Genomic DNA, 24,576 nt, shown 5'->3' on the forward strand with positions numbered 1-24,576 from the left:
CTGTGCATCTGTCGCAGAGAGGCCATCCGGCGGGGTGACCCGCGCTGACAACTGAAACCACAGTACCGAACAAAGATTCAAAAAATGCTGACGCACAGCTCCCATCCTCTATTGCTGAGGGATAGAGGCGACGAGTAAAGTGACCGTTATTCTGCGGGTAAATCCGACCGTTTCGCTTTAAAAACATCGCCTTGCGCGGTTTTATTCGCTGATTTTGCGCTATACCTGGAGTTCCGGACAGATTCAAGGAGACCATAATGGCAAAATCATTAGATCAGACCGCTGAGCAACTGGGGAATATTTTACTCTCTTCCGGACTTCATCTGGCGACCGCCGAATCCTGTACCGCCGGGCTGATCAGCATGACGCTGGGCGCGGTGGAAAACAGCGGAGACTTTTATACCAGCGGCTTTGTGACCTACAGCGAAAATGCCAAAATCCGTCTGCTGGGGGTGCGCCCTGACACGCTGAAACAGCATACGGCGGTGAGCGAACAGACGGCGCGGGAGATGGTGCAGGGCGCCTGCGCCCGCTCCGGCGAGCCGGTGGGATTATCCATTACCGGCTATGCCGGACCGGATGGCGGCGAAGATGGTACACCGGCGGGCACCATCTGGTTTGGCTGGGTATTGCCCGACGGCAGAGACGAAGCGGAGTGCCATCAGTTCAGCGGCGATCCGAAATCGGTGATGGAGCAGGGGACACAGTTCGCGCTGGAAGGACTTATAAAACGGCTGCAGCGAGCCGATCGTTAAAGGCGCGAAACGCGCCTTTAAACAGGCTTAGCGGCAGTCGACAATCAGACGACCCTGCACTTTGCCATCCAGCAATGCCTGCGCACCTTCTCTGGCTTCACTTAGCGGGATCACCCGGCTCAGCTTACTGAGCCGTTCGCTATCCATCAGCTCACCGAGTCGTTGCCACGCCTGCTGACGAAGCGGCTTCGGACACATCACGCTATCAACACCGGCCAGCGTAACGCCACGCAAAATAAAGGGTGCGACGCTGGCTGGCAGGTCGAGTCCCTGCGCCATACCACAGGCGGCAACCGCGCCGTCCCGCTGGGTGGCGGCCAGCACATTCGCCAGGGTGTGACTGCCTACGCTGTCTATCGCGGCGGCCCAGCGCTCTTTTGCCAGTGGCTTGCCGGGTTGGGAGAGTTCTTCACGGTCAATGACCGATGCCGCGCCTAGCGTATCAATCAGATAGGCATGGTCGCTGGTGCGCCCGCTGGAAGCGATCACCTGATAACCCAGACGCGCCAGCAGGCTGACGCTATAGCTGCCGACGCCGCCACTGGCACCGGTTACCAGTACCGGCCCCTGTTCAGTTGTGATGCCCTGTTTTTCCAGCGCCATCACGCAGAGCATTGCGGTCAGTCCCGCCGTACCGATTGCCATGGTTTGCAGCGGACTCAGCGTGGCGGGCGGGCGCACCAGCCAGTCGCCGCTGACGCTGGCTTTCTGTGCCAGGCCGCCCCACTGTTTTTCGCCCACGCCCCAGCCCGTCAGCAGTGCCACATCATCCTCTTTCCAGTCGGGATGGCGGCTGGCCGTCACCCGGCCAACAAAATCGATACCTGGCACCATCGGGAACTGGCGCACAATCGGGCCTTTGTTACAGATAGCCAGGGCATCTTTGTAGTTCAGGGATGAGTAGCTGACGTCGAGCGTGACATCGTGGTCGGGCAGTTGAGATTCGGGGAGATCTTTCAGCAGGGAACGGTAACCTTGTTCGTCATTTTCAATGACCAGTGCCTTGAACATGCAGCCTCCGGCAGAGTGGGAAAGAGAAGATCAGTTTACGCCTGGCAGATGCAATGCGGTAGGGCAATGGTCGCGTCTGCAGGCAATGGAGACAACACGAGCGGAAAAACAGGCTGACAGCGGCAGTGAGTTAAGTGCATAAATCTGCATATAATTCAGATAATTAGTCGCATTATGAATTTTTTATGATAAATAGACTATAAAAATCATATTGTTACATGCTAAGGATGTGACTGAATAATTACCTGGTTCGGGTTGTCCATGCCTGAAAAAGATGACATTATGACCGCCACTTTTTGACCCTGCTTCTTTGCCACAGAGGACGTCGCCATGTCCGGTTCACCGCGCATCCGCCCGGATTACCGTTCGCTTTTTCCGGCGCTCACCGGGTTTTCCTCTTTTCCGATATCTCCGTTATTCACCATGCGGTGAGGCCAGCCGGGCAGCGGCTATGGATCTGCTCTCCACGGGCTGCGTAACGCCTTCTGACTGTTAAGTATTCGCCGGGGCACTGTCCCCATAATTGTGCCTCTGGCACTTCCTCCCTGACGTTAGGGATTCTGTTATGACTCCACTAAAAATTGCTGCCAGCGCCGCTGTGGCACCCAGTCTGACCCTGAACACTGCGCGAGACGTGGTGACGCTGGATAACACCGACTTCACCGATGTGGCGGCGGTTGTCGTCTCGCTGGCGGATACCCGTAGCGGCGTGCTGGCGCTGCTACGTCATACCGGCTTTAATTTGCCGGTATTTGTCGCTAACGCGTTTGAAGAAGAGGTGATGCACCTGCCCGGCGTCAGCGGTGAGCTGAATGGCGATCCGCAGGAGTGGATCGCGCTGGAAGCGGCTGCGCAGGCGTATGAAGCGGCGCTGCTGCCCCCTTTCTTCGAGACGCTGACCCGCTATGTCGATATGCAGAACAGCACCTTTGCCTGTCCCGGACATCAGGGCGGTGCGTTCTTTAAAAAGCATCCGGCGGGCAAACAGTTTTATGACTTCTACGGCGAGAATGTTTTCCGCTCTGATATGTGCAATGCCGATGTCAAACTGGGCGATCTGCTGATCCACGAAGGCTCGGCTAAAGATGCGCAGAAGTATGCGGCAAAGGTGTTTAACGCCGATAAAACCTACTTTGTGCTCAACGGCACCTCAAGTGCCAACAAAGTGGTGACCAATGCGCTGCTGACGCGTGGCGATCTGGTGCTGTTCGACCGCAACAATCACAAGTCGAACCATCATGGCGCGCTGATTCAGGCGGGCGCGACCCCGGTTTATCTTGAAGCGACGCGCAATCCTTTCGGCTTTATTGGCGGCATTGACGCGCACTGTTTTGATGAGGCTTATCTGCGCGAGCAGATCGCGGCCGTGGCTCCGCAGCGCGCGGCTGAAGAGCGGCCTTTCCGTCTGGCGATCATCCAGCTGGGCACCTACGACGGCACGGTCTACAACGCGCGCCAGGTCGTGGATCGCATCGGCCATCTGTGTGATTACATCCTGTTTGATTCCGCGTGGCTCGGCTATGAGCAGTTCATTCCACTGATGGAAGGCTGTTCGCCGCTGACCCTGCAACTGAATGAGAACGATCCCGGCATTTTTGTCACGCAGTCAGTGCATAAGCAGCTGGCAGGTTTTTCGCAGACTTCGCAGATCCATAAAAAAGATAATCATATTCGCGGACAGCGCCGCTTCTGCCCGCATAAGCGACTGAATAACGCCTTTATGCTGCACGCATCAACCAGTCCGTTTTATCCGCTGTTTGCCGCACTGGATATCAACGCCAGAATGCATCAGGGCGAAGCGGGGCGTCGCATGTGGGATGAGTGCGTCACGCTGGGTATTGAGGCGCGTAAAGCGATCCTGGATCGCTGTGAGATGATCCTGCCGTTTGTGCCGGAGACGGTAGATGGCCAGCGCTGGCAGGATGCGCCCACTGAGACGATCGCCCGCGATCTGCGCTACTTCAGCTTTGAACCGCAGGCGAAGTGGCACGGTTTCGCGGGCTATGCGCGCGATCAGTATCGGGTGGATCCCTGCAAGCTGCTGCTGACCACGCCGGGGATTGATGCGGCCAGCGGTGAGTATAGTGATTTCGGGATTCCGGCGACCATTCTGGCGAACTATCTGCGCGAAAACGGCATTGTGCCGGAGAAGTGCGATCTCAACTCAATCCTGTTCCTGCTGACCCCGGCAGAGAGTCCGGAGAAGATGGCCAATCTGGTGGCGATGCTGGCGCAGTTCGAGCAGCACGTCAAAGAGGATGCGCCTCTGGCCGAAGTGCTGCCGACCATTTACCGCAAAAATGCCGAACGCTATGCCGGGTATACCCTGCGTCGCCTCTGTCAGGAGATGCACGACCTTTACGTCAGTCACAACGTCAAGGATCTGCAGCGCCTGATGTTCCGCGCCGCGGAGTTCCCGCCGGTCAGGGTGAATCCGCAGGATGCGCATCAGGCTTATATTCGCGGCGAAGTAGAGCTGGTGCCGATAGCCGAAGCGCAAGGCCGGGTTGCCGCGGAAGGTGCACTGCCTTATCCACCGGGTGTGCTGTGCGTCGTCCCGGGGGAAGTCTGGGGCGGCGCGGTGCAGCGTTACTTCCTGGCGCTGGAAGAGGGGCTTAATCTGCTGCCTGGCTTCTCACCAGAGCTGCAGGGCGTTTACACCGAAGAGGATGACCAGGGACGGAAGTATCTGGTGGCCAATATGATAGTGGGGCGCTGATCTGAGCGTAGGCAGAGGCGGGTAGCGGCCCGCCTGCCTTTTTGTTCGCTGCGCGAACGGGGCTGAGAAGGTTTCGCCTGGCAGGCCCTGGGTTCGCTGCGCGAACGGGCTATGAGAGATTTTCGTTCGCCTGGTAAGCCGGGCAGTTTCAGATTCGCCTCTGCAGGCGACCGACAAGGGGGCGCCAGTCGCCGCGCCCCCTTGACCCCGGGCTCCGGCCTGCTTCACCGCCGCTTCGCGGTCCCTTCGCTACTTCAGGATTTCTCACGGACCGGCGGGACGCGCCATCCATGGCGCGAACCCGCCTCTTCGCGACATCCCTGTCGCTCGTCCTGAAATCCCTCATCCGCTCAGCGGTTCTGACGGCCTCCCTACCCCCCTCGCTGTTATCTCTGTTTTTTTATGGCAGGTTCGCTGTCGCTGTAAGTTTCCGGGATGGTCTTCGCTATCAGACCATCAGACAGCACGGCAACAGCGAAATGAAAAGATAATTACAGGCGGGGGTTTGGGAGAGGCGTCCGAAGCGCTGAGGAACAACCGGAGGCCAGGATGAGCCGACAGGACGTCGGCGAAAGGACGGCACGAGCCAGGGATGGCGAGTCCGGACGGTCCGTCGGCTGCAGGGCGTGACGAAGGTACCCCGCACAGCGGGGCGCGCAGGCAGCCGGACGCCGGGATTATTAAGGGGCGGGCGTCCGCCCCTTAATACGTCCGCCTGCTCGGGCGATCTGAAACTCCTGACCGCCTGGCGGGCGGAACCCGCTCAGTGCATACCCGCGGCTAAGCGAACGAAACCTTCTCATAGCCTGTTCGCGCAGCGAAAAATCCCAGCAGCCAAGCGCTACACCTCAGCCTGTTCGCGCAGCGAACAATCCCAGCTTCAGGCGCTGCACCTAAGCCCGTTCGCGCAGCGAACTCCCCGCTTTAGCGCTGAGCCCATCAGAATCCCCGATAACTCTTCTGCGCGGTACTCACCTTATAAAGATAACGACGCGATTCCGCCGACGGATGCTGGTTCGCCAGTGTCTGGTAAACCTTGCTCGGTGACATGCCGTTAATCATCGAAAACGCTCGATCTTTATCGCTGGAGAAGACGCGCAGCACGCTGCCTGCGCCGCCGTTATAGGCGGTGATCACCGCATAACGACGTGACACCGGATCCTGAATGCCGCCCAGATAGCTACGCTGCAACAGCGACAGATAAGCGGTACCCGCATCAATATTGTTCTCCGGATCCAGCAGATAGCTGCGGCTCGGCTTGCCCCATTTACCCTTCATGCGGAACACGTCAACACCGGCAGTATGCTGCACCACCTGCATCAGACCCAGCGCATCAGAATGGCTCACGGCGTAGGGGTTAAAGCTCGACTCGGTCTGCATAATCGCCAGAATCAATGAGGCATCGACACCATACTGATCGGCGGCTTTACGCACCATCGGCAGGTATTTGTGCGCACGCTTATCCAGGTGGTTCGGCACCATCGGAATCGAAATGGTGTAAATCACATGCAGACCCGAGGTGCGGCGCTGCAATTTATTCTGAATCAGATAGTCAGCAAAAGCTTCCGCGCGACCCTGCCAGCGAATCGGCTGACCGGTATTATCCAGCACCTGCCCATACAGCAGCGGCTCTTTACTGATTTCAATATCGTTGGCGTCAGAGTAGAGATCGACATTACCCGGATCTTCGCCAATCAACAGGGTGGTCACGATTGCCTGACGCAGGCTGGCCATAGGATCGGTGCCAGAAATCGTCTCGATGGTCAGCTTACCGCTTTCAAAGTTAATGTGGCTGCGGGTGTAATAGTTGTCGCTATATTTGACGTAATCTTTGGGTCCGGCGATCAGGACCTCATTGATACCCCAGATATTCTCAATATTATGAGCAAACTGCCCCATAAGAATATCAAAGGCGTTGGTATCTTTTACCCACTCCTCGTGGGACTGCTGTTTCTTTGACCCGGAACAGGAAACCAAAAGTGGTGCTATCACCAGCAGGGCGATTAATTTTTTATTCATTGGGAGTGCAAGCCTGACCTGGATAACCGGCCTCAGCGATGAGGCCCGGAATGTTTACGCTTCTGGCGGTGTATAGCCTTCGATATGAACGTCTTTACCTTCGAACAGGAAATTGATCATCTCCTTCTCCAGCACTTTACGATCTTCGGGATTCATCATGTTGAGCTTCTTCTCGTTGATCAACATGGTCTGTTTCGCCATCCACTTCTGCCAGGCTTCTTTAGAAATGTCGTTGTAAATGCGCTTACCCAGATCGCCCGGGTAGAGCTGAAAATCCTGTCCTTCCGCGTCGCGCTGTAAAAAAGTACAAAAAATAGTGCGGCTCATTATTCTTCCTCATTAATCTCACAACTGTTCAAAGCCAGTTGTCGGGGATGGCGCAGCTCGTGTAACAGGCGCTCAACGGGTGCGGCTAATCCCACAGATGGTGGCAGCGCTAAGTTATACCAGAGACCGCCTGCTTCATCCATCGCCGCCCCGACAGAAGGCCACGTCAGCCACATTGGCACGATATCGAGATGGAAATGGCTGAAGGTGTGACGGAACGCAGTAAGCTGCTGCGGTTTTGCATGGATGCCGCGGGCCGCCAGCCAGTCGGTCATCGCCGCTTCCGTTGTGAACTGCGGGAAGCAGAACAGGCCGCCCCACAAGCCCACAGGCGGGCGCTGCTCCAGCCAGACATCATCACCATCCTGCATCATCAGGAACCAGCCGCTGCGCTCTGGCAGCACCTGCTTAGGCTTCTTACCGGGATAGCTCGCCCAGCTGCTGCTGGCATACGCCTCACAACCGCTGTTCAGCGGGCAGATTTCGCACTTCGGCTTTGATCGGGTACAGACGATAGCACCCAGATCCATCATCGCCTGATTAAACTGGCTGACGCCCTCGGCGGGTGTGACCTCTTCGCTGATCTGCCAGAGCCGCTTTTCGACCTCTTTCTTACCCGGCCAGCCGCTGACAGCATAGCAACGGGCCAGCACGCGCTTGACGTTGCCATCCAGAATCGGGAAATGCTGCCCCAGTGACAGCGACAGGATCGCGCCCGCCGTGGAGCGGCCTACGCCGGGCAGGGCAGAGACATCATCGAAATTACGCGGGAACTCGCCCTGATGAACCTCGACAATCTGCTTTGCGGCTTTATGCAGATTACGCGCACGGGCGTAGTAGCCGAGGCCGGTCCAGAGATGTAACACCTCATCCAGCGGAGCCGCAGCCAGATCGGTAACCGTGGGGAAGCGCGCCATAAAGCGTTCAAAATAGGGAATAACCGTGGCAACCTGGGTTTGCTGTAGCATCACTTCGGAGAGCCACACCTTGTAAGGCGTTTTCTCCAGCTGCCACGGCAGGGTTTTGCGACCAAAGCGCTGATACCAGTCCAGCACCTGTTGCGCGAACTGCGGCGCTTGCATCATAAGAAGGAAATTTTCCGTGTTTACTCTACACTCAGGCAGGAATTCCAGCACATGCGCACCTGGGTGTAAACCGGAAGATTGCAAAGGCTTGCTTCTGCTTATGAACTTTGCATAATGCCCGTTTCCCGGAACAGGCTAACCAGCAGGCTTTTACATGATTAATGACGTCATCACCCCAGAATTTGATGAGAACGGGCGGCCATTACGCCGGATCCGCAGCTTTGTGCGCCGCCAGGGCCGCTTAACCAAAGGCCAGCAGCAGGCGCTGGACACCCTGTGGCCGGTCATGGGGGTGGAATATCAGCCGGAGCCTGTCGATCTGCCCGCGCTGTTTGGCCGCGAAGCCCCGGTGACGCTGGAAATTGGCTTTGGCATGGGCGCTTCGCTGGTAACGATGGCGCAGAACACGCCGCATCAGAACTTCCTGGGAATTGAAGTGCATGCGCCGGGCGTGGGTGCCTGTCTGGCCGCCGCCAAAGAAGCCGATGTGCAGAACCTTCGGGTGATGTGCCATGACGCGGTGGAAGTGCTGGAGAAGATGATTCCGGATAACTCGCTGCGCATGGTTCAGCTCTTCTTCCCCGATCCGTGGCATAAAGCGCGTCACAATAAACGCCGTATCGTCCAGGTGCCTTTTGCCGAGCTGGTGATGCGTAAACTGAAGCTGGGCGGCGTTTTCCACATGGCGACCGACTGGGAAGCCTACGCGGAGCATATGCTGGAAGTGATGAACAGCATCGATGGTTACCGCAACCAGTCAGAACAACAGAATTATGTGCCGCGTCCTGAGACGCGTCCACTGACCAAGTTTGAGCAGCGCGGGCAGCGTTTAGGCCACGGCGTATGGGATTTAATGTTTGAGAGGGTGAAATAATGGCCACACAACGCAGCCGCCGTTTACGTAAAAAACTGCACATTGATGAGTTTCAGGAACTGGGCTTCTCGGTTGCCTGGCGCTTCCCGGAAGGCACCAGCGAAAGCGAAATTGATGAGACGCTGAATCAGTTCATCAATGAAGCGATCGACCCTAACGGCCTGGCCTTCGATGGCAGCGGTTACCTGGTGTGGGAAGGTCTGGTTTGCCTGCAGAAAACCGGCAAATGCACCGATGAGCATCGTGCTCTGGTTCGTAAATGGCTGGAAGATCGCAAGCTGCAGGACGTTCAGATGACTGAACTCTTTGACGTCTGGTGGGACTAAGTCGTCACACAGTGTCGGGCTGAGGCCCGATCAAAGGGTTTCAGACCCGATCTTAGGGAGTAGATATGATGCGTAAAGCGCTTCTTGCTGTGCTGCTGGTGGCAGCAACCCAGGCTCAGGCAGCCTATGAATGCAGCGTTAAGCCGCAGGACGATGTAGTGATTAAGCCGCAGAGCGTGCAGGTGGTCGGTGCCAACGGCAATATGGAAATCTCGCCGCAGGGCGACGTGCAGTTCAATGGACAGAAGGTCACGCTCGATACGGCCGGACGCCAGAAAGCGATCGACTATCAGAACGCGCTGCGTCGCGATCTGCCGTGGATCGACAGCGGGGCGACATCACGTCTGGAGAAAGGGCGTGCGGCACTGGATCAGGTCATCGTTGAAAAACTGGGCACCGACAGCAACGTGCGTAATCGCCTGACCACGCTGAATGGTCAGCTGAAACAGCAGATGAACCGCATCATTGAACACCGTGAAGATGGGCTGACGTTCCACCATCAGGCGATTGATCAGGTTCGCGCCGAAGGTGAAAGGCTGGTGCAGTCGACCCTTGGCGGCGTGATGCAGGATAGCCTGAACGAGATGGGCAGTAAGCAGGGCAGCGGCGGCAGTAATCCGCTGCAGGCGATTATGGGTAATCTGGGCGGGTTGCAGCAGTCGATTCAGGCTGAGTGGAGTAAGCAGGAGCAGGATTTCCAGAACTTCGGTCACGAGGTGTGTAATCGCGTTATTTCGCTGGAAGATCAGCGTAAACAGCTTACCGGCGCACTGAAAAAATAGGTCAACGCCTCAGCCTGTCGGGCTGAGGCGCTTTTGTTACTCTTCCGCTAAGAACAGCTCCAGCAGCGAATTCAGGAACAGTTTCCCTTTCTCCGTAATCTGCCACTGCTCCGCGGTTTCAGTCACGTAACCAGCGGCAATCGCGGCATCCATCTGCGGACGGATCACCTGCTCTGATAAACCGGTATAGCGGCTGAACTCGTCGCGCGGCGCGGCTTCCAGCAGGCGAAAGCGGTTCATGAAATATTCAAACGGCTTGTCGCTATCGGCAACGTCATACTGCTTTTCGCGGTAGTTCCCCTGCATAAATCCACGCGGATGACGGGTTTTCACCGTGCGGACTATGCGGCCATCCGGTTGCGTCAGCTTGCCGTGTGCGCCACACCCAATCCCCAGATAGTCGCCAAAGCGCCAGTAATTGAGGTTGTGCTCACAGCGATAACCCGGCTTCGCGTAGGCAGAGGTCTCATACTGCTGATAACCGGCAGCCTGCAGCAGCTGATCGCCCTGTTCGAAAATATCCCATAGCGCATCATCATCCGGCAGCACCGGCGGGCGTGAGCCAAAAAGGGTGTTGGGTTCAATCGTGAGCTGATACCAGGAGAGATGCGGTGGATTAAGCGCAATCGCCTGACGTAAATCATCGAGCGCCTCTTCCAGCGACTGATCGGGCAGGCCATGCATCAGGTCAAGGTTAAAACTGCGCAGCGAGAGCGACTCGGCCAGTTCAGCGGCGCGGACCGCCTCTTCCGGGCCGTGAATGCGGCCAAGGCGCTGCAGCTTTTGCGGACTGAAACTCTGTACGCCAATCGAAATACGGTTGATACCGGCGCGCTGATAGGCGCTGAACCGGTCCGCTTCCACGGTGCCCGGATTGGCTTCCATGGTCACTTCCGCATCGGGCGAGAGCGTCAGACGCTCCCGCACACCATCCATCAGCATCTGCATCGCGCTGCTGCTCAGCAGGCTGGGCGTGCCGCCACCGATGAAGATCGTGCGCACTTCCCGGCCATTGATCAGCGGTAAATCGCTCTCCAGATCGCGCAGCAGGTGCTGCACGTATTCAACGTGCGGCACCTCATCTTTCAGCGCGTGGGAATTAAAATCACAGTAGGGACATTTCTGTACGCACCACGGAATGTGGATATAGAGACTTAACGGCGGCAGATTAGGCATTACGCATCGCTTCCAGCAACAGCGTCAATGCTTTACCCCGGTGAGAAACTGCACCTTTTTCCGCTTTACTCAGTTCGGCCGCGGTTTTACCCAGTGCCGGGACAAAGAAAATCGGGTCGTAACCAAAACCACCGGCACCAGCGGCGGCGCGGGTGATCTCACCCTGCCAGCTGCCATGGAACACCAGCGGGGTCGGATCTTCCGCATGACGCAGATAGACCAGCACGCAGTGAAATTGTGCCTGGCGCTGACCGTCCGGCACGTTTTCCAGCGCCTGCAGCAGCTTCTCCAGGTTCTGTTGATCGCTGGCCTCTTCACCGGCGTAGCGCGCCGAGTAGATGCCGGGCGCGCCGCCCAGCGCATCCACGGCCAGGCCGGAATCATCGGCAATGGCCGGTAATCCGGTGATCTGTGCCGCGTGACGCGCCTTGAGAATCGCGTTCTCAATAAAGGTCAGGCCGGTCTCTTCCGCCGATTCAACCCCAAGGTCGGTCTGTGCGACGATATCCAGACCAAAGGCGGAGAGTAACTCCGCCAGTTCACGCACTTTGCCGGGATTGCCGGTTGCGAGGACAACTTTTTGCATAACAGTTCCAGTTTGATTCATTTACAGCAGATACCAGAGACCCGGGAACAGGTCCATGCCGAGAAAGTTCAGGGCATACAGCACCAGGATGACGATCATCGCTGAGAAGTCGATACCGCCCATCGCAGGCAGAATACGGCGAACAGGTGCCATCATCGGCTCGGTTAACTGCACCAGCAGATAGTCGACAGGACCCCGGCCCTGGCTGATCCAGCTCATCAGGGAGCGAATAATAATCACCCAGAAGACCAGATAGCCGGCGGATTTAACCAGCGACAGCAGGCCGACCAGCAGATTGGTTGGGTCGACCGAGAAGACGCCCACCTGAATCAGCAATAAAATCGGGTATTTCAGCGTAGTCAGCACAAATGCCAGCAGCAGTGAGGCGGTATCTATCGGGCCCAGTGCCGGCAGTATACGGCGCAGCGGCTTAACAATCGGCTGTGTCACTTTTACGACAAACTGCGCCACTGGATTGTAAAAATCGCAGCGGGACCACTGCATCCAGATGCGTAACAGCAGCACCATGACGTAGAGATCGATCAGCGTTTTTACTAAAAACGTCAGTGTTAACATGAAGTTCCTCTGTTATTGTTGTGAGTTGTGCGCATAATCTCGTGCGCCAAAAATGGCGGTGCCGATACGCACCATCGTACTGCCTGCGGCGATTGCCGCCTCCATGTCATCGCTCATTCCCAGCGAAAGCGTGTCTGCATGCGGATAGTGCTGTTGCAGCTGCCGGAAGGCTTCCGCCATCTGCTGACACACCGCCAGCTGCCGCGCGTAATCACTCTCTGCTGCCGGAATCGCCATTAATCCGCGCAGCCGCAGTTGCGGCAGGGCAGCGATCTGCTCCGCCAGCCCGGAAACGGCCTCCAGCATGATGCCAGATTTGCTGTTCTCGTCACTGATATTTACCTGAATTAACACATTCAGCGGTGGCAGCGAAGCAGGCCGCTGATCGTTGAGCCGCTGCGCGATGCGCTGGCGGTCAATGGTGTGACACCAGGCGAAATGTTCCGCCACCAGACGGCTTTTATTGGACTGCAGCGGGCCGATGAAGTGCCACTCCAGCTCAGGATGTGCGGCCAGTGCCTGGACCTTTTCAACCCCTTCCTGAACGTAATTTTCACCAAAGGCAATCTGGCCAGCGGCAAAGGCTTCTTCGACCGCGCTCGCAGGTTTGGTTTTACTGACTGCAAGCAGGGTAATTTCTTCTGGTGCGCGGCCGCAACTCGCGGCAGCAGCAGCGATTCGCTGCCGCACTTGCTGTAGGTTCTGCTGGATTGAGGTCATAGTCAGGAGAAATTATGAATCTGGATGAAATGGTGGGGCTTAGTGTAAAGCATAATGCCGCCGATCTGCACCTTTGCAGCGGACATTTGCCCTACTGGCGGCGGCAGGGAAGGCTGGAGGCGATGCCGCAGCAGTGCCCGCTTTCTGGTGCATGGATGGCGCAGTTTATGGCCCGCTGGCTAAGTGACCCGCAGCGTCAGGAGCTGGAGCGCGCAGGGCAGCTCGATTTCGCCCTGAGTCTGGCCGATGGTCAGCGTCTGCGCGCCAATCTCTTTATGCAGCGCAACGGCCTGTCACTGGCACTGCGCATCATCGCCACAGCATGCCCGACGCTTGCGAGCCTGCAACTGCCCGCCATTGTCCCGACGCTGCTGGAGCAGCAGGATGGGCTGATTCTGGTGACGGGTGCGACCGGCAGCGGTAAATCAACCACGCTGGCGGCGCTGGTCGATGCGCTGAACTGCCAGCAGGCGCGGCATATCATCACGCTGGAAGATCCGATTGAATTTATCCATCACAGCCAGCAGTCGCTGATACAGCAGCGTGAAATCGGCCTGCACTGCGGTTCGTTCTCGCTGGGAGTAAAGGCAGCACTGCGTGAAGATCCCGACGTTATACTGCTGGGCGAACTGCGTGACAGCGAGACTATTCGTCAGGCACTGACAGCTGCGGAGACCGGCCATCTGGTGCTGGCGACGCTGCACACGCGTGGCGCAGCGCAGGCGGTGGATCGGCTGGTTGATGTCTTTCCGGCAGAGGAGAAACAGCTGGTGCGTACTCAGCTGGCGGGCAGCCTGAAAGCGGTAATTGCACAGCGGCTGGTGCCGTCAGTTGCCGGTTCGCGCATCGGACTGTTTGAGGTACTGATCGCCACACCTGGCATCACCAATCTGATCAGAGAGGGCAAGATGCACCAGATCCCTGCGCTGTTACAAACCGGCGCACAGGCCGGTATGCAGACGTTTGAGCAGAGCAGGCTGGCGCGTCAGGCAGCCGGACTGATTGAGTGAGGATGTCAGTAATGGTTTTCGAACCAGTCCTGCAAAATGATGGCAGCAGACTGTGAGTCGACCGATCCTTTATTGAGCGCACGATAGCCGCCGCGTTCAAACAGGCCAGCACGCGCTTCTACCGTGCTGAGTCGTTCATCCTGCAGCTCCACGCGGATGCCAAAGCGCCCGTGCAGGCGGTTGGCAAATTTACGTGCGCGATCGGTCAGCGGCTGCTCGGTGCCATCCATATTCAGCGGTAATCCCACCACCACAAAATCGGGCTGCCACTCTTTCAGCAGTTTTTCGATTACCAGCCAGTCCGGGATGCCATCCTGCGCTTTCAGGGCGGTCAGCGGACGGGCGCTGCCAGTGAGTTGCTGACCTACGGCGACACCAATACTTTTGGTGCCGAAGTCGAATCCTAACAGAGTTTGAGTTGACATCAGGCGTGTCCGGCGTCGCTGGCCATGTTGTGAATATCGACGCCAATACTGCGCGCCGCTTCGCGCCAGCGCTCTGAAATCGGCGTCTGGAACAGGATGTTGCTGTTAGCGGGGGTGGTTAGCCAGGCATTTTCCATCAGCTCATTCTCCAGCTGATCTTTTTCCCAGGCGCAGTAACCCAGCGCGACCAGCACGTTAGTGGGCTGAGACGCCGTACCGATCGACTCCAGCACGTCACGGGACGTGGTGATGATCGTGTTATCGGAAACACGAATACTGGAGGTAAAGGTGCGTTGCGCGGAGTGCAGGATAAAGCCACGATCTTCCGCCAGCGGGCCGCCGGTAAACACCGGTTTATCCAGCTTGATCGCCGGATCGCGATCGTCAGCAGAGATTTTGAGCTTCTTCAGAATGCCTTCAACCGTCAGGTTTTCCATGGGTTTATTGATGATCAGTCCCATTGCACCCTCTTCGTTATGTTCGCAGAGATAGACTACGGAACGTTTGAAGAAAGGATCCTGCAATGAAGGCATGGCAATCAAAAAGTGATGTTGTAAATTCATTCTCACACGATGTACCAAAAAAATAACCGGCACGCGACGGCCGCACCGGTATTGGGTTGATCACGGAGCTTCGCCCCGGCGTCATGCTCAGCCCAGGCGCTTCTCAATGGCATCCATCAACATGCCGGTGATGGAGATCGGGAACGCAGCCTCAATTTCACGAATGCAGGTTGGGCTGGTCACGTTAACTTCAGTCAGTTTATCACCGATGATGTCCAGACCGACAAAAATCAGCCCTTTTGCTTTCAGCGTCGGACCAACACGGCGCGCGATTTCCCAGTCGCTTTCACTCAGCGGACGCGCTTCACCGCGACCACCGGCGGCGAGGTTACCACGCGTTTCACCGCCCTGCGGGATACGCGCCAGGCAGTAAGGCACCGGCTCGCCATCGACGACCAGCACGCGTTTGTCACCTTCGGTGATCGCCGCAATATAATTCTGCGCCATGCAGAAACGGCTCTCATGCTCGGTCAGGGTTTCGGTAATCACGCCAAAGTTAGGATCATCTTTCTTCACGCGGAAAATCGACGCACCACCCATGCCATCCAGCGGCTTCATGATGATGTCGCCATGCTCCTGCCAGAAAGCGCGCAGCTGCGCTTTGCTGCGGGTCACCAGAGTGTCAGGCGTAAACTCGGCAAACCAGGCGGTGTAGAGCTTTTCGTTACAGTCACGCAGGCTCTGCGGTTTGTTCACGATCAGCGTACCCAGCTCTTCAGCGCGCTCCAGAATGTAGGTCGCATAGATGAACTCGGTATCGAATGGCGGATCTTTGCGCATCAGCACCACATTCAGGTCAGCCAGCGGGATCACCTGCTCGCTGCCGAACTGATACCAGTTCTCAGGGTTCTGCTCGACGGTCAGCAGGCGGGTGCGGGCCGAGGCCACGCCACCGCGCAGTGAGAGATCGTGCATCTCCATGTAGTGAATTTCATAACCACGGCGCTGTGCTTCCAGCAGCATAGCGAAGCTGGAGTCTTTTTTAATATTGATGGACGAAATAGGGTCCATCACGATGCCAAGTTTAATCATTATTATCTCCTCGGTGAGGCGGCATTTACCGCCTCGTCTGGTTCGGTCTGCAGTGGGCCGATCGGTCAGGACATCATGCCTGCTCTCTTTCCGCTGAAAGTATCGCTTAACCCAGGTCGCCAAACCTCACCTGAAGTGCCGTAATGGCCGTCAGCGCGGTAGTTTCGGTTCGCAATACCCGTGGGCCAAGCAGAATGTCAGTAAAATCGTGCTGCGCCGTCATCGCAATCTCGTCCGCAGACAAACCGCCTTCAGGGCCAATCAGCAACCTTACCCGCTCAACAGGCTGGGGCAGCGTGTTGATGCTGTGGCTGGCGCGCGGATGCAGATTAAGCTTCAGACCGCTATCCGCTTCTGCACACCAGGCTTCCAGCGTCATCGCTTCACGAATCTCCGGCACGCGATTACGGCCGCACTGCTCGCAGGCGGCAATAGCAATTTTCTGCCACTGCTGGATCTTCTTCGCCAGACGCTCAGCATCAAGCTTTACGCCACAGCGCTCGGAAAACAAGGGTGTAATGACATTCACGCCCAGTTCGATCGATTTCTGGATAGTGAATTCCATTTTTTCACCGCGCGACATCACCTGACCTAAATGCAGATGTAACGGTGACTCGCGATCGTCCGGCTGGCTCTCTGTGACCGATACTTTTACACGCTTTTTATCTACATGCGTGATCTCTGCTGCAAAAGTCAGATTAGTGCCATCAAAGAGTTCCAGACGCTGACCTGCCGTCATCCGGAGCACCCGGCCCACATGATTGGATGCATCTTCATCCAGGGTAATTTCACTGCCGATGCTTAATGGACCGGCGTGATAGATGCGAGGTATGCGCATAAGGTTCCTGAGACCGGACGCCGCGCTGCAGCGGCGTCATTGGAAAAAGAGCTAGTGTAGGGCAGGGATTTTAGCGCTGGCAAGCCTGCTGCACATAAGGATTGTGATTGCCCTGAACCTTTGCAATGCGCTGGTCGCGTTCGCACTCCCAAATTGTCACGGGATAGAGCTTGTTCCAGGCGGTAAACAGCTGCGTCTGCTGGCGCGAAATACGCAGATGATACTGGTCGCGCATATAGAAATAGGTGCGGGCAATGGCACCACGCGCCCGCGCAGGTGGCTCCGCCTGTTTGAGTTTAAAGTCGATCTTCATCTCACACTGGCCGTACTGCTGCTCGCTGCCGTTCCATTGACTGTAGGCGAAGTTGCCACGGTCGCCATTCACTTCACCCACCGCAGGCTGCAGGTTGTGCAGGTCGGTTTCGATGCGACGGTAGTCGGGATCTTTGCTGCAGTTTTTACGACCGCCATCCTGCCAGCACTGGCGCTGATGACCAAACTCCCAGGCCGGCATCACATGTTCCCACTCAATGCGTGCGGCGCGATTGGCGTTTTTGCGCACCTGATAGCCACAGCTGTTGAGATCGGGAATCCCCTTTTTTCCCTGCCACTGAATCTTACAGCCACAGTAAAAAGAACCCGGCGCATCGGCGTTGATCGCCGCCGCAAAGGTTTTGGCCTGCTGAAAGTTATTTTGATGATAGTTATTCAGGTTAAGGGCGTCAGCGGCGGGCGCAAACAGCAGCGCAACCGCCAGACTTAGTATGCGAGACATATTCCAGATTTCTACTCAGTACGAAAAAGGGCGGCAGGGTAACAGAATGTGGAATAGGGCGGAATGGGGATTCTTCTCAGGACGCGACAAATTCACCCGCGATCAGCAGGCTGCCACAGTGCACGCAGCGATATTCACTCTCTTTGCGCAGTATACGATTGTGGCGGCGCACGGTCAGCTGATGCTGCTGGCACTGACAGCGGTAAGCAAAGGTGTTGCTGCGCACGGATGCGATCTCAAACTGGTGAGTACGCCGTGCCGGAACGCCCAGCACCTGCTCCATCATCCACTTCCACTCTTTGCCGTGCGGCGCAACGCGACCAAATTGTTTCCAGACCAGCAGATGCGCCAGCTCATGCGGCACTACTTCATCGATAAATGCCTGCTGGTTTTCCAGCAGCAGCACAGGATTGATGCGAATTTCCCAGGACGCCAGCCAGGCGGTGCCCGCCGCCGTACCACGCTGCTGGTAGAGCAGCTTCGGTTCCGGATAACGGGTTTTCAGCGCCTGATTCGCACGTTCAAGCGACTGGCGCAGCGAGCGCATTACGGCCTGCTGCAGGGCAATGGGGAGACGAGGCGTTTTCATGGCGCTCAGAATAATCGCCGCCGCGCAGGAACTCAACGTCGCCAGCGACAAGTGTGGTTCTGGCTGGGGGAAAATTTCTGGTTTAAATATTGTTATGGGCTTTTTTAGAATATTCTATTAATGAGATTCACCGCAGAGTGGATGGATGAAAAGCGAACGGCACAGGGCATGGATAAACCAATGAAAAATAATGATAACGTCAGGAAACAACGGATTGTGCTGGTGACGGATCTGATGGCCGGTCGTGGTGGGATGGAAAATGTGACTGGTCAGTTGATTAAGGCCCTGAATGCGGAACCCGGTACTGAAGCAGGGCTGTTTATTATCAACAGCGGAGAGGAGAGCCACTCCCGCGCCTGGACCGCCAATGCTGTTCTGGCTGAGAGCGTCTGCACGCTGCGGAATAAGAAAATAAAAAATCTTATTCATACGCTGAGAATGGCTGCCTTCTTTCGTCGTTATCAGCCCGATCATGTCCTGACCCTCAACACCATTCCCTGCCTGATGACGCGCCGGGCAATCACGCTTTCAGGACGTAAAATCGTATTGTCGAGCTGGATGCACCTGCCTCCGCGTGAACGTTATCGTCCCCATTATCTGCTGCGGGCCGATCACCATTTTGCGATCAGTAATCAGATTAAAGAGCAGCTGGTGGAACTGGGTGCACGCGCCACTGACGTTGACGTGATCTATAACCCGATCAAACGCAATGACACGGTAATCGGCAGACCCCAGGCGCTGAAGTTTCTCTATATTGGTCGCGTCCATTATCAGCGGCAGAAACAGCTTAAAGATCTGTTTGATGCCCTGCAGCAGTTGGATGCGCCCTGGACGCTGGAGATAGTGGGTGACGGGGAAGATCTGACGCAATGTCAGCACTACGTGACGCAACTCGGCATTCAGGATCGCATCACCTGGCATGGCTGGCAGGAGAATGCCTGGGAGTATGTCATCCGCCATATCAGTCAGGTCACCTGCCTGGTCATGACCTCTAACTTCGAAGGCTTCCCGCTGATCCTGCTGGAGGCGATGTCGCGCGGCGTCTACTGTGTTTCATCCGACTGCATCAGCGGCCCGGCGGAAATTATTCAGAACGGTATTAATGGTCAGCTCTATCCCACCCATGACAGCATGGCGCTGGCCGCGATTCTCAACGCTATGAGCGGGGATTTCCACTTCCCCGATCATCAGGCTATTAAAGCGAGCATCACCGGTTTTTATGAGGAAAATTATATGAAGCACCTGATGAGTGTGTTTAACCGCCTTACTGAGGTTAAGCATGACGAATAAAATCAGTCGCAATGGATTAACGTTAATGGTTAATTTTTCAGTTATTGCGCTCTGCCTGGCGCTGTCACTGAATATGTTTGTTACCGGCCTGCCGCAAAAAATATTTTATCTGGTCTCTTATCTCTCTATCGCGTCCGTGCTGTATGGCCTGGTGCGCAGGCGGGTGGACTTTAAAGAGAACGGTTTTTATATCGCCCTGTTTGCTGTGCTGATTATCTTTGCCCTGATTCGTCTGTTCTGGGCGATTCACGTGAAGGGGATCGAAACCGCGCCCTCAGGCGATGCCATCACTAATATGGGCAACTATCTGCTGGGCGCGAAGCGGCTGTTGATGGGTGCCTTTGTGCTGCTCAGTCTGGCTGTTTATGGGGATCGTGTCTCCCTGACCACGCTACGCATCGGTAAAGGGCTCATCCTTCTTGGCCTGCTGATTACGCTGGGCTTTGGTATCCACGAGCATCTCTACACTGAGAATATCCGCATCAAGCTCACCACCGAAGCCGCCTCCATGTCTTCTTACATGATTCTGTTTATCTACTGTGCCTGGCTGTGGCTAAGCCGCTATGAGACGCACGCTTACTGGAAGGTTGCCGATATCGCTGTGCTGGCAGTGACCTTTGCCTTGCTCTACCTGTGCGGCACCCGTGTGACCCTGATTGCGCTGATTGCCGTGGGGCTGCTGTTCCTGGTGCAGACCTACCGGCTGTCGCTGCTGACCAACTGGCGGATTAGCGCTCTGCTGGTGGGCGTAATGGCGGTACTGATTCTGATGACCAGCAACCGCTGGGTGGAGGGGGTGCAGGATATTGAGAACTTTGGTTCAAACAGTTCGACCTCGCTGGGCGCACGTGTCGCCATCTGGGGCGGGGCGGTCAACTTTATTGAGCACCATGGCGGTTTTGCGACGCCGGATGCGCGCACCACTGAGGCGCGTCAGTTCATCACTGCGCACTATCCTCTCAATGTTGAAGGCTTCACCAACGTTAAATACAACATGCACAACGAGTTCCTCGAGGTGACGTCATTGCAGGGCTGGCTGGGTACGGCGTCGCTGGCGCTGCTCTATCTGACTGTGCTGGCGGGCTGGATGAAGAAGTGTGATCTGCGCGGCGTGGCGCTGCCGATGGTGGCGCTATTTACCACCGGACTGACCGATTCGGTGCTGCCCTATAATCAGACCGCGACCATTTTCATTATGGCACTGGCGCTCTGCTGCATACGGCGGCCCCTGCCGGTAACGCGGGTAACCACAGCGTAGTGGGGCGTTGAACAAATAAAAACGGCGGGGTTTCTCTGGAAACCCCGCCGTTTTTTTTACCGCGTTTTTTACCGGGTAAAGTTAGTCGCGTGAACCGATGTCGCGCAGTTTTTTACCTGCCATCAGGTTACGTTCGATGTGTTCCAGCGAGACGTTTTTGGTCTCAGGGATCAGCATCACCGTCAGCAGAATGAAGAACAGGTTAAGCAGTGCGTAGACCCAGAAGGTGTTCGCATTGCCCAGCGTATTCAGCATCGTCAGGAAGGTCGCACCTACGATCATGTTCGCGATCCAGTTGGTGGTGGTGGAGACAGTGATACCGAAATCGCGGCCTTTCAGCGGCTGAATTTCGGAACAGAGTACCCAGATCAACGGACCGGCTGACATCGCAAAACCGATGATGAACATCAGCAGCATACCTACCGCAAAGTACTGCGCGCCCGGCGAGTGAATGCCGAAGTGCAGCATCGTACCCAGAACGCCCATACCGGCTGCCATCACCATAAAGCCCAGAATCAGGGTAGGTTTACGACCCCAGCGATCCACCAGACCAATGGCAATAAAGGTCGCCAGTACGTTAACCAGACCCACAATCACCGTGCCCCACATCTGCTGGGTGGTGTTGGTAAAGCCCGCGATTTCAAAGATTTTTGGCGCGTAGTACATGATGACGTTCATGCCGGTAAACTGCTGCATCACCTGCAGCAGGATGCCGAGATAGACCGCACGACGGAAGTGGCTGCTGCTGGTGAACAGACCCCAGCCAGACTGTTTGATCTTCAGGCTTTCACGGATCTCTTCCAGCTCACGTTTTGCCTGCTCGCTGGTGTCACGCAGACGATCCAGTACGCGTTGTGCATCGCGGAAGTTGCCTCGCGCCGCCAGCCAGCGTGGGCTGTTTGGCAGGAAGAAAACGCCGACCAGCAGCAACAGTGCCGGAATAGTGATGATGCCCAGCATCCAGCGCCAGTTGCCGGTAAAGCTGAACGCCGTATCGGACAGGTAAGCACCAAGAATACCGATGGTGATCATCAGCTGATAAAGCGAAATCATACTGCCGCGAATTTTTTCCGGAGCGATCTCAGAAAGATAAAGCGGGGCGGTATAAGAGGCGATACCGACTGCCAGACCCAGGAGAACGCGGGCGCTGATCAGCATTTCCGGGTTTGGCGACATCGCCGACCAGAGTGAACCGATAACGAACAGAATCGCACCGGCCATCAGGCTTTTTTTACGGCCCAGGCGGGATGACATCCAGCCGCTGCCGATAGCACCGACCGCCGCACCAAACATCATGGAACTGACGATCCACTCCTGCTGATGAGGGGTGACGTTAAAGTCCTTTGCGATAAACGGCAGAGCACCGGCGATAACGCCGATATCCAGACCGAACAGCAGACCCGCAAGGGCCGCCAGAAAGCAGACAAATAAGGTCATCGCCTTATTTGAAGTTCTGCTTTTGTGTGTATTGCCAGGCATTTTAGCCTCCAGGTTTATCCATCATTGTTTTTATCAATGTTAAAAAACCTTTTGCGGGAAAAAAGTGAGCCTGATCACATCAGTGTAATCGCTTACACACGCTGAAACCCTGAAATTCAGCATATTTTTCCCGGAAAGATTAATTAACCAGTGAGGTATAGCACTCATTAAGTTTCTGACAATGCTCTATTTACTGGCTATCAGACGACGCTGAAAATAACGCATTTTCAGCAGAATAACTACGTGCGTTAATTCCTAAATATCGGATAAACAAAGCATTTCAATTTGTAATCGTTAACATTTAGTCGTCAGAAAAAGCGAAAAGAAGTGTAGCTGAGAACTGAAAATTTGCTGCAGAGAGAAGAAGATGTCGGGCAGATGCGTTTTTTTTGTCGTCACGCGCTCACCAGAAATTGCGCTGGCCTGTTGTTCAGAAGGGTAGCGGGAGCAAAATTGCTCCGGTTAGCAATGGGGCTGAAAAGGCAATAAAAAACCCTGCCGCAGTGGCAGGGTTTTTATCTGCAGTCGGTAACCTTACAGGCCAGCCGCTTCACGCAGCAGGGCAGCTTTGTCGGTTTTTTCCCATGGGAAATGTTCACGACCAAAGTGACCGTAAGCTGCGGTCTCTTTATAGATTGGGTGCAGCAGATCCAGCATCTGGATCAGACCATATGGACGCAGGTCGAAGAACTCGCGCACCAGCAGCGTCAACTGTTCGGTAGAGATTTTCTCGGTGCCGAAGGTTTCCACCATGATAGAAGTGGGTTCAGCCACGCCGATAGCGTAGGAGACCTGGATTTCACAACGGTCAGCCAGGCCGGCCGCTACGATGTTTTTCGCCACGTAACGTGCCGCATAGGCTGCAGAGCGGTCAACTTTAGATGGATCTTTACCCGAGAACGCACCGCCACCATGACGCGCCATGCCGCCGTAGGTGTCTACGATGATTTTACGACCGGTCAGACCGCAATCGCCCATCGGGCCGCCGATCACAAAGCGACCGGTTGGGTTGATGTGATATTTGGTCGAGGCGCTCAGCCACTCTGCGGGCAGAACCGGCTTGATGATCTCTTCCATCACCGCTTCCTGCAGATCTTTCTGGCTGATGGATTCAGCGTGCTGGGTAGAGAGCACAACTGCATCGATGCCCACGATTTTGCCATCGTCATACTGGAAAGTGACCTGGCTCTTGGCATCCGGACGCAGCCACGGCAGGGTGCCATTTTTACGCACTTCAGCCTGACGCTGTACCAGACGGTGCGCATAGGTCACCGGCGCAGGCATCAGCACGTCTGTTTCGTTGGTGGCATAGCCGAACATCAGGCCCTGGTCGCCCGCGCCCTGTTCAAGCGGATCGGTACGGTCAACGCCCTGATTGATATCCTGAGACTGTTTACCAATCGCGCTTAATACCGCGCAGGAGTTGGCGTCAAAGCCCATATCGGAATGGACATAGCCGATTTCACGTACGGTTTTACGGGTGATCTCTTCGATATCAACCCAGGCGCTGGTGGTGATTTCACCGCCAACCAGCACCATACCGGTTTTAACGTAGGTTTCGCAGGCCACGCGCGCTTTAGGATCCTGTTCAAGGATCGCATCCAGCACAGCATCGGAGATCTGGTCGGCGATTTTATCGGGATGTCCTTCTGATACAGACTCGGACGTAAAAAGGTGTTTAGCCATTCTGTTCTTTACCTTAAATATGGTTTGAGTACGACTGCATAGCGCCAGTGAGGTGGTCTGACCTGACGCCCCTTCAGGCAAAGCCGCGAGCAGTGAGGTTGTGTCAGCACAGCAGGCCAACACCGCCTGGATAGTAACCTGTTTAGATGGAAAACCATCTGGACGGCTATTTTAGGATAGAGGGTAAACCAATTACCAGCCCTTTTTCTGTTTCAGCCTTTAACCTGTCTCTGTTATCGGCATAATTTGCTGACGCTACACGCAATTCCCCGATAATATTTTTGCATTTTACGGCTGTAAACTGTATAAAACGCCGCTGCTTTGATAGCAGCAGCAAGGATGACGCCACTGTTTGCGTCGCGCCTGTCAGACTCTGGTCTGGCTTTCACCCAGGTTGTTTTCCATGTGCCCCTGGCATATGCGGAGGTGATACAAGTAATGAACCACGCTTTTTCTTCTTCCGGTTCTCTGCGCTGCGGCGCTGCGCTGGCTCTCTCCTGCCTCCCATCTGTTTCTCTTTCCTGCCGACGCGATGTCCGATGCGGTAATTTTACCGACACAGGCGCAGGCTAATCTTTATCTCTGCTCGATCGGTTTTGTCTCTTCTCTGCGCTCGCGCAGCGGAACGACGCAGGTTATCCATGGTCAATACAGATCAGTTAAATGTTCTCTGTT

The 24,576-nt window shown here is 55.8% G+C and carries 24 protein-coding genes; 8 read left to right on the plus strand and 16 right to left on the minus strand.

The window, feature by feature from the left end; all coding sequences use genetic code 11:
* The first annotated feature begins 257 nt into the window (after window positions 1–257).
* Window positions 258–755, plus strand: coding sequence for a CinA family protein (locus ACXKZD_RS03520; protein WP_488981870.1), 498 nt, complete (start codon window positions 258–260; stop codon window positions 753–755).
* A gap of 27 nt (window positions 756–782) precedes the next feature.
* Here ACXKZD_RS03520 and acuI read toward each other — a convergent pair whose 3' ends face one another.
* Window positions 783–1,766 (minus strand): acrylyl-CoA reductase (NADPH), encoded by a 984-nt coding sequence (gene acuI / locus ACXKZD_RS03525; RefSeq protein WP_187485076.1) that lies wholly within the window; start codon window positions 1,764–1,766, stop codon window positions 783–785.
* A gap of 565 nt (window positions 1,767–2,331) precedes the next feature.
* Between acuI and ACXKZD_RS03530 the strand changes: the two genes are divergently transcribed.
* Complete coding sequence (locus ACXKZD_RS03530) at window positions 2,332–4,485, plus strand: ornithine decarboxylase (RefSeq protein ID WP_022623848.1); 2,154 nt, start codon at window positions 2,332–2,334, stop codon at window positions 4,483–4,485.
* A 939-nt stretch (window positions 4,486–5,424) separates the two neighbouring features.
* On the opposite strand, the gene mltC is transcribed toward ACXKZD_RS03530, so the two are convergent.
* The 3 genes from mltC to mutY are packed head-to-tail and all read right to left on the minus strand — an operon-like array spanning window position 5,425 to window position 7,916.
* On the minus strand, window positions 5,425–6,504 hold the full coding sequence (gene mltC / locus ACXKZD_RS03535) for a membrane-bound lytic murein transglycosylase MltC (RefSeq protein ID WP_033758737.1): 1,080 nt from the start codon (window positions 6,502–6,504) through the stop codon (window positions 5,425–5,427).
* A gap of 54 nt (window positions 6,505–6,558) precedes the next feature.
* Entirely contained in the window at window positions 6,559–6,831 is a 273-nt protein-coding gene (locus ACXKZD_RS03540) for an oxidative damage protection protein (protein ID WP_003853409.1), read from the minus strand.
* Complete coding sequence (gene mutY / locus ACXKZD_RS03545) at window positions 6,831–7,916, minus strand: A/G-specific adenine glycosylase (RefSeq protein ID WP_033780716.1); 1,086 nt, start codon at window positions 7,914–7,916, stop codon at window positions 6,831–6,833. Before mutY ends, ACXKZD_RS03540 begins: the two co-directional genes overlap by 1 nt.
* A 154-nt stretch (window positions 7,917–8,070) precedes the next feature.
* Between mutY and trmB the strand changes: the two genes are divergently transcribed.
* From trmB to ACXKZD_RS03560, 3 genes are all read left to right on the plus strand, one after another.
* Complete coding sequence (trmB, locus tag ACXKZD_RS03550) at window positions 8,071–8,790, plus strand: tRNA (guanosine(46)-N7)-methyltransferase TrmB (protein ID WP_010248887.1); 720 nt, start codon at window positions 8,071–8,073, stop codon at window positions 8,788–8,790.
* Entirely contained in the window at window positions 8,790–9,116 is a 327-nt protein-coding gene (locus ACXKZD_RS03555) for a YggL family protein (protein ID WP_003853403.1), read from the plus strand. Before trmB ends, ACXKZD_RS03555 begins: the two co-directional genes overlap by 1 nt.
* A gap of 65 nt (window positions 9,117–9,181) precedes the next feature.
* Window positions 9,182–9,898, plus strand: coding sequence for a YggN family protein (locus ACXKZD_RS03560; protein WP_010248885.1), 717 nt, complete (start codon window positions 9,182–9,184; stop codon window positions 9,896–9,898).
* Window positions 9,899–9,934: 36 nt separating this feature from the next.
* On the opposite strand, the gene hemW is transcribed toward ACXKZD_RS03560, so the two are convergent.
* The 4 genes from hemW to ACXKZD_RS03580 are packed head-to-tail and all read right to left on the minus strand — an operon-like array spanning window position 9,935 to window position 12,956.
* Window positions 9,935–11,074, minus strand: a complete 1,140-nt coding sequence (gene hemW, locus ACXKZD_RS03565) for a radical SAM family heme chaperone HemW (RefSeq protein ID WP_022623847.1) — start codon at window positions 11,072–11,074, stop codon at window positions 9,935–9,937.
* Window positions 11,067–11,660, minus strand: a complete 594-nt coding sequence (locus ACXKZD_RS03570) for an XTP/dITP diphosphatase (protein ID WP_010671072.1) — start codon at window positions 11,658–11,660, stop codon at window positions 11,067–11,069. The genes hemW and ACXKZD_RS03570 overlap by 8 nt, the downstream gene beginning before the upstream one ends.
* Window positions 11,661–11,681: 21 nt before the next feature.
* Complete coding sequence (locus tag ACXKZD_RS03575) at window positions 11,682–12,236, minus strand: YggT family protein (protein ID WP_010248879.1); 555 nt, start codon at window positions 12,234–12,236, stop codon at window positions 11,682–11,684.
* A gap of 12 nt (window positions 12,237–12,248) precedes the next feature.
* Window positions 12,249–12,956, minus strand: coding sequence for a YggS family pyridoxal phosphate-dependent enzyme (locus ACXKZD_RS03580; protein ID WP_010671071.1), 708 nt, complete (start codon window positions 12,954–12,956; stop codon window positions 12,249–12,251).
* Window positions 12,957–12,970: 14 nt separating this feature from the next.
* Between ACXKZD_RS03580 and ACXKZD_RS03585 the strand changes: the two genes are divergently transcribed.
* Complete coding sequence (locus ACXKZD_RS03585; RefSeq protein ID WP_488981871.1) at window positions 12,971–13,966, plus strand: type IV pilus twitching motility protein PilT; 996 nt, start codon at window positions 12,971–12,973, stop codon at window positions 13,964–13,966.
* A gap of 5 nt (window positions 13,967–13,971) precedes the next feature.
* Here ACXKZD_RS03585 and ruvX read toward each other — a convergent pair whose 3' ends face one another.
* The 6 genes from ruvX to ACXKZD_RS03615 form a co-directional block, all read right to left on the minus strand.
* Window positions 13,972–14,391, minus strand: a complete 420-nt coding sequence (ruvX, locus tag ACXKZD_RS03590) for a Holliday junction resolvase RuvX (protein WP_003853387.1) — start codon at window positions 14,389–14,391, stop codon at window positions 13,972–13,974.
* Window positions 14,391–14,954 (minus strand): YqgE/AlgH family protein, encoded by a 564-nt coding sequence (locus ACXKZD_RS03595; RefSeq protein ID WP_010248870.1) that lies wholly within the window; start codon window positions 14,952–14,954, stop codon window positions 14,391–14,393. Before ACXKZD_RS03595 ends, ruvX begins: the two co-directional genes overlap by 1 nt.
* Before the next feature lie 87 nt (window positions 14,955–15,041).
* Complete coding sequence (gshB, locus tag ACXKZD_RS03600) at window positions 15,042–15,986, minus strand: glutathione synthase (RefSeq protein ID WP_010248868.1); 945 nt, start codon at window positions 15,984–15,986, stop codon at window positions 15,042–15,044.
* A gap of 106 nt (window positions 15,987–16,092) precedes the next feature.
* On the minus strand, window positions 16,093–16,824 hold the full coding sequence (rsmE, locus tag ACXKZD_RS03605) for a 16S rRNA (uracil(1498)-N(3))-methyltransferase (protein ID WP_010248866.1): 732 nt from the start codon (window positions 16,822–16,824) through the stop codon (window positions 16,093–16,095).
* A gap of 70 nt (window positions 16,825–16,894) precedes the next feature.
* Window positions 16,895–17,599, minus strand: a complete 705-nt coding sequence (gene endA / locus ACXKZD_RS03610; protein ID WP_031594098.1) for a deoxyribonuclease I — start codon at window positions 17,597–17,599, stop codon at window positions 16,895–16,897.
* A 76-nt stretch (window positions 17,600–17,675) separates the two neighbouring features.
* On the minus strand, window positions 17,676–18,188 hold the full coding sequence (locus tag ACXKZD_RS03615; protein ID WP_010671067.1) for a SprT family zinc-dependent metalloprotease: 513 nt from the start codon (window positions 18,186–18,188) through the stop codon (window positions 17,676–17,678).
* A 141-nt stretch (window positions 18,189–18,329) separates the two neighbouring features.
* Between ACXKZD_RS03615 and ACXKZD_RS03620 the strand changes: the two genes are divergently transcribed.
* Window positions 18,330–19,478: a glycosyltransferase gene (locus ACXKZD_RS03620; protein ID WP_187513957.1), complete on the plus strand. Its 1,149-nt coding sequence runs from the start codon at window positions 18,330–18,332 to the stop codon at window positions 19,476–19,478.
* A 25-nt stretch (window positions 19,479–19,503) separates the two neighbouring features.
* Entirely contained in the window at window positions 19,504–20,736 is a 1,233-nt protein-coding gene (locus ACXKZD_RS03625) for an O-antigen ligase family protein (protein ID WP_488981872.1), read from the plus strand.
* 81 nt (window positions 20,737–20,817) lie between these two features.
* Here ACXKZD_RS03625 and ACXKZD_RS03630 read toward each other — a convergent pair whose 3' ends face one another.
* Complete coding sequence (locus ACXKZD_RS03630; RefSeq protein ID WP_010248855.1) at window positions 20,818–22,215, minus strand: sugar porter family MFS transporter; 1,398 nt, start codon at window positions 22,213–22,215, stop codon at window positions 20,818–20,820.
* A gap of 534 nt (window positions 22,216–22,749) precedes the next feature.
* Window positions 22,750–23,901 carry a methionine adenosyltransferase gene (gene metK, locus ACXKZD_RS03635; RefSeq protein ID WP_010248851.1) on the minus strand — a complete coding sequence of 384 codons (1,152 nt, stop codon included), beginning with the start codon at window positions 23,899–23,901 and terminating at the stop codon, window positions 22,750–22,752.
* Window positions 23,902–24,576 lie beyond the last annotated feature (675 nt).

It is taken from the genome of Pantoea sp. ABR1s (genome assembly GCF_057812235.1).

What these genes read in the sequence shown, in the direction of transcription:
- ACXKZD_RS03595 (WP_010248870.1), bottom strand. Translation starts at nt 14,954, where the DNA reads ATGAATTTACAACATCACTTTTTGATTGCCATGCCTTCATTGCAGGAT.
- ACXKZD_RS03580 (WP_010671071.1), bottom strand. Translation starts at nt 12,956, where the DNA reads ATGACCTCAATCCAGCAGAACCTACAGCAAGTGCGGCAGCGAATCGCT.
- metK (WP_010248851.1), bottom strand. Translation starts at nt 23,901, where the DNA reads ATGGCTAAACACCTTTTTACGTCCGAGTCTGTATCAGAAGGACATCCC.
- acuI (WP_187485076.1), bottom strand. Translation starts at nt 1,766, where the DNA reads ATGTTCAAGGCACTGGTCATTGAAAATGACGAACAAGGTTACCGTTCC.
- rsmE (WP_010248866.1), bottom strand. Translation starts at nt 16,824, where the DNA reads ATGCGCATACCTCGCATCTATCACGCCGGTCCATTAAGCATCGGCAGT.
- ACXKZD_RS03585 (WP_488981871.1), top strand. Translation starts at nt 12,971, where the DNA reads ATGAATCTGGATGAAATGGTGGGGCTTAGTGTAAAGCATAATGCCGCC.
- ACXKZD_RS03570 (WP_010671072.1), bottom strand. Translation starts at nt 11,660, where the DNA reads ATGCAAAAAGTTGTCCTCGCAACCGGCAATCCCGGCAAAGTGCGTGAA.
- ACXKZD_RS03630 (WP_010248855.1), bottom strand. Translation starts at nt 22,215, where the DNA reads ATGCCTGGCAATACACACAAAAGCAGAACTTCAAATAAGGCGATGACC.
- ACXKZD_RS03625 (WP_488981872.1), top strand. Translation starts at nt 19,504, where the DNA reads ATGGTTAATTTTTCAGTTATTGCGCTCTGCCTGGCGCTGTCACTGAAT.
- trmB (WP_010248887.1), top strand. Translation starts at nt 8,071, where the DNA reads ATGATTAATGACGTCATCACCCCAGAATTTGATGAGAACGGGCGGCCA.
- gshB (WP_010248868.1), bottom strand. Translation starts at nt 15,986, where the DNA reads ATGATTAAACTTGGCATCGTGATGGACCCTATTTCGTCCATCAATATT.
- ACXKZD_RS03560 (WP_010248885.1), top strand. Translation starts at nt 9,182, where the DNA reads ATGATGCGTAAAGCGCTTCTTGCTGTGCTGCTGGTGGCAGCAACCCAG.
- ACXKZD_RS03615 (WP_010671067.1), bottom strand. Translation starts at nt 18,188, where the DNA reads ATGAAAACGCCTCGTCTCCCCATTGCCCTGCAGCAGGCCGTAATGCGC.
- endA (WP_031594098.1), bottom strand. Translation starts at nt 17,599, where the DNA reads ATGTCTCGCATACTAAGTCTGGCGGTTGCGCTGCTGTTTGCGCCCGCC.
- ACXKZD_RS03540 (WP_003853409.1), bottom strand. Translation starts at nt 6,831, where the DNA reads ATGAGCCGCACTATTTTTTGTACTTTTTTACAGCGCGACGCGGAAGGA.
- ACXKZD_RS03555 (WP_003853403.1), top strand. Translation starts at nt 8,790, where the DNA reads ATGGCCACACAACGCAGCCGCCGTTTACGTAAAAAACTGCACATTGAT.
- mutY (WP_033780716.1), bottom strand. Translation starts at nt 7,916, where the DNA reads ATGATGCAAGCGCCGCAGTTCGCGCAACAGGTGCTGGACTGGTATCAG.
- ACXKZD_RS03575 (WP_010248879.1), bottom strand. Translation starts at nt 12,236, where the DNA reads ATGTTAACACTGACGTTTTTAGTAAAAACGCTGATCGATCTCTACGTC.
- ruvX (WP_003853387.1), bottom strand. Translation starts at nt 14,391, where the DNA reads ATGTCAACTCAAACTCTGTTAGGATTCGACTTCGGCACCAAAAGTATT.
- ACXKZD_RS03530 (WP_022623848.1), top strand. Translation starts at nt 2,332, where the DNA reads ATGACTCCACTAAAAATTGCTGCCAGCGCCGCTGTGGCACCCAGTCTG.
- ACXKZD_RS03620 (WP_187513957.1), top strand. Translation starts at nt 18,330, where the DNA reads ATGGATGAAAAGCGAACGGCACAGGGCATGGATAAACCAATGAAAAAT.
- mltC (WP_033758737.1), bottom strand. Translation starts at nt 6,504, where the DNA reads ATGAATAAAAAATTAATCGCCCTGCTGGTGATAGCACCACTTTTGGTT.
- hemW (WP_022623847.1), bottom strand. Translation starts at nt 11,074, where the DNA reads ATGCCTAATCTGCCGCCGTTAAGTCTCTATATCCACATTCCGTGGTGC.
- ACXKZD_RS03520 (WP_488981870.1), top strand. Translation starts at nt 258, where the DNA reads ATGGCAAAATCATTAGATCAGACCGCTGAGCAACTGGGGAATATTTTA.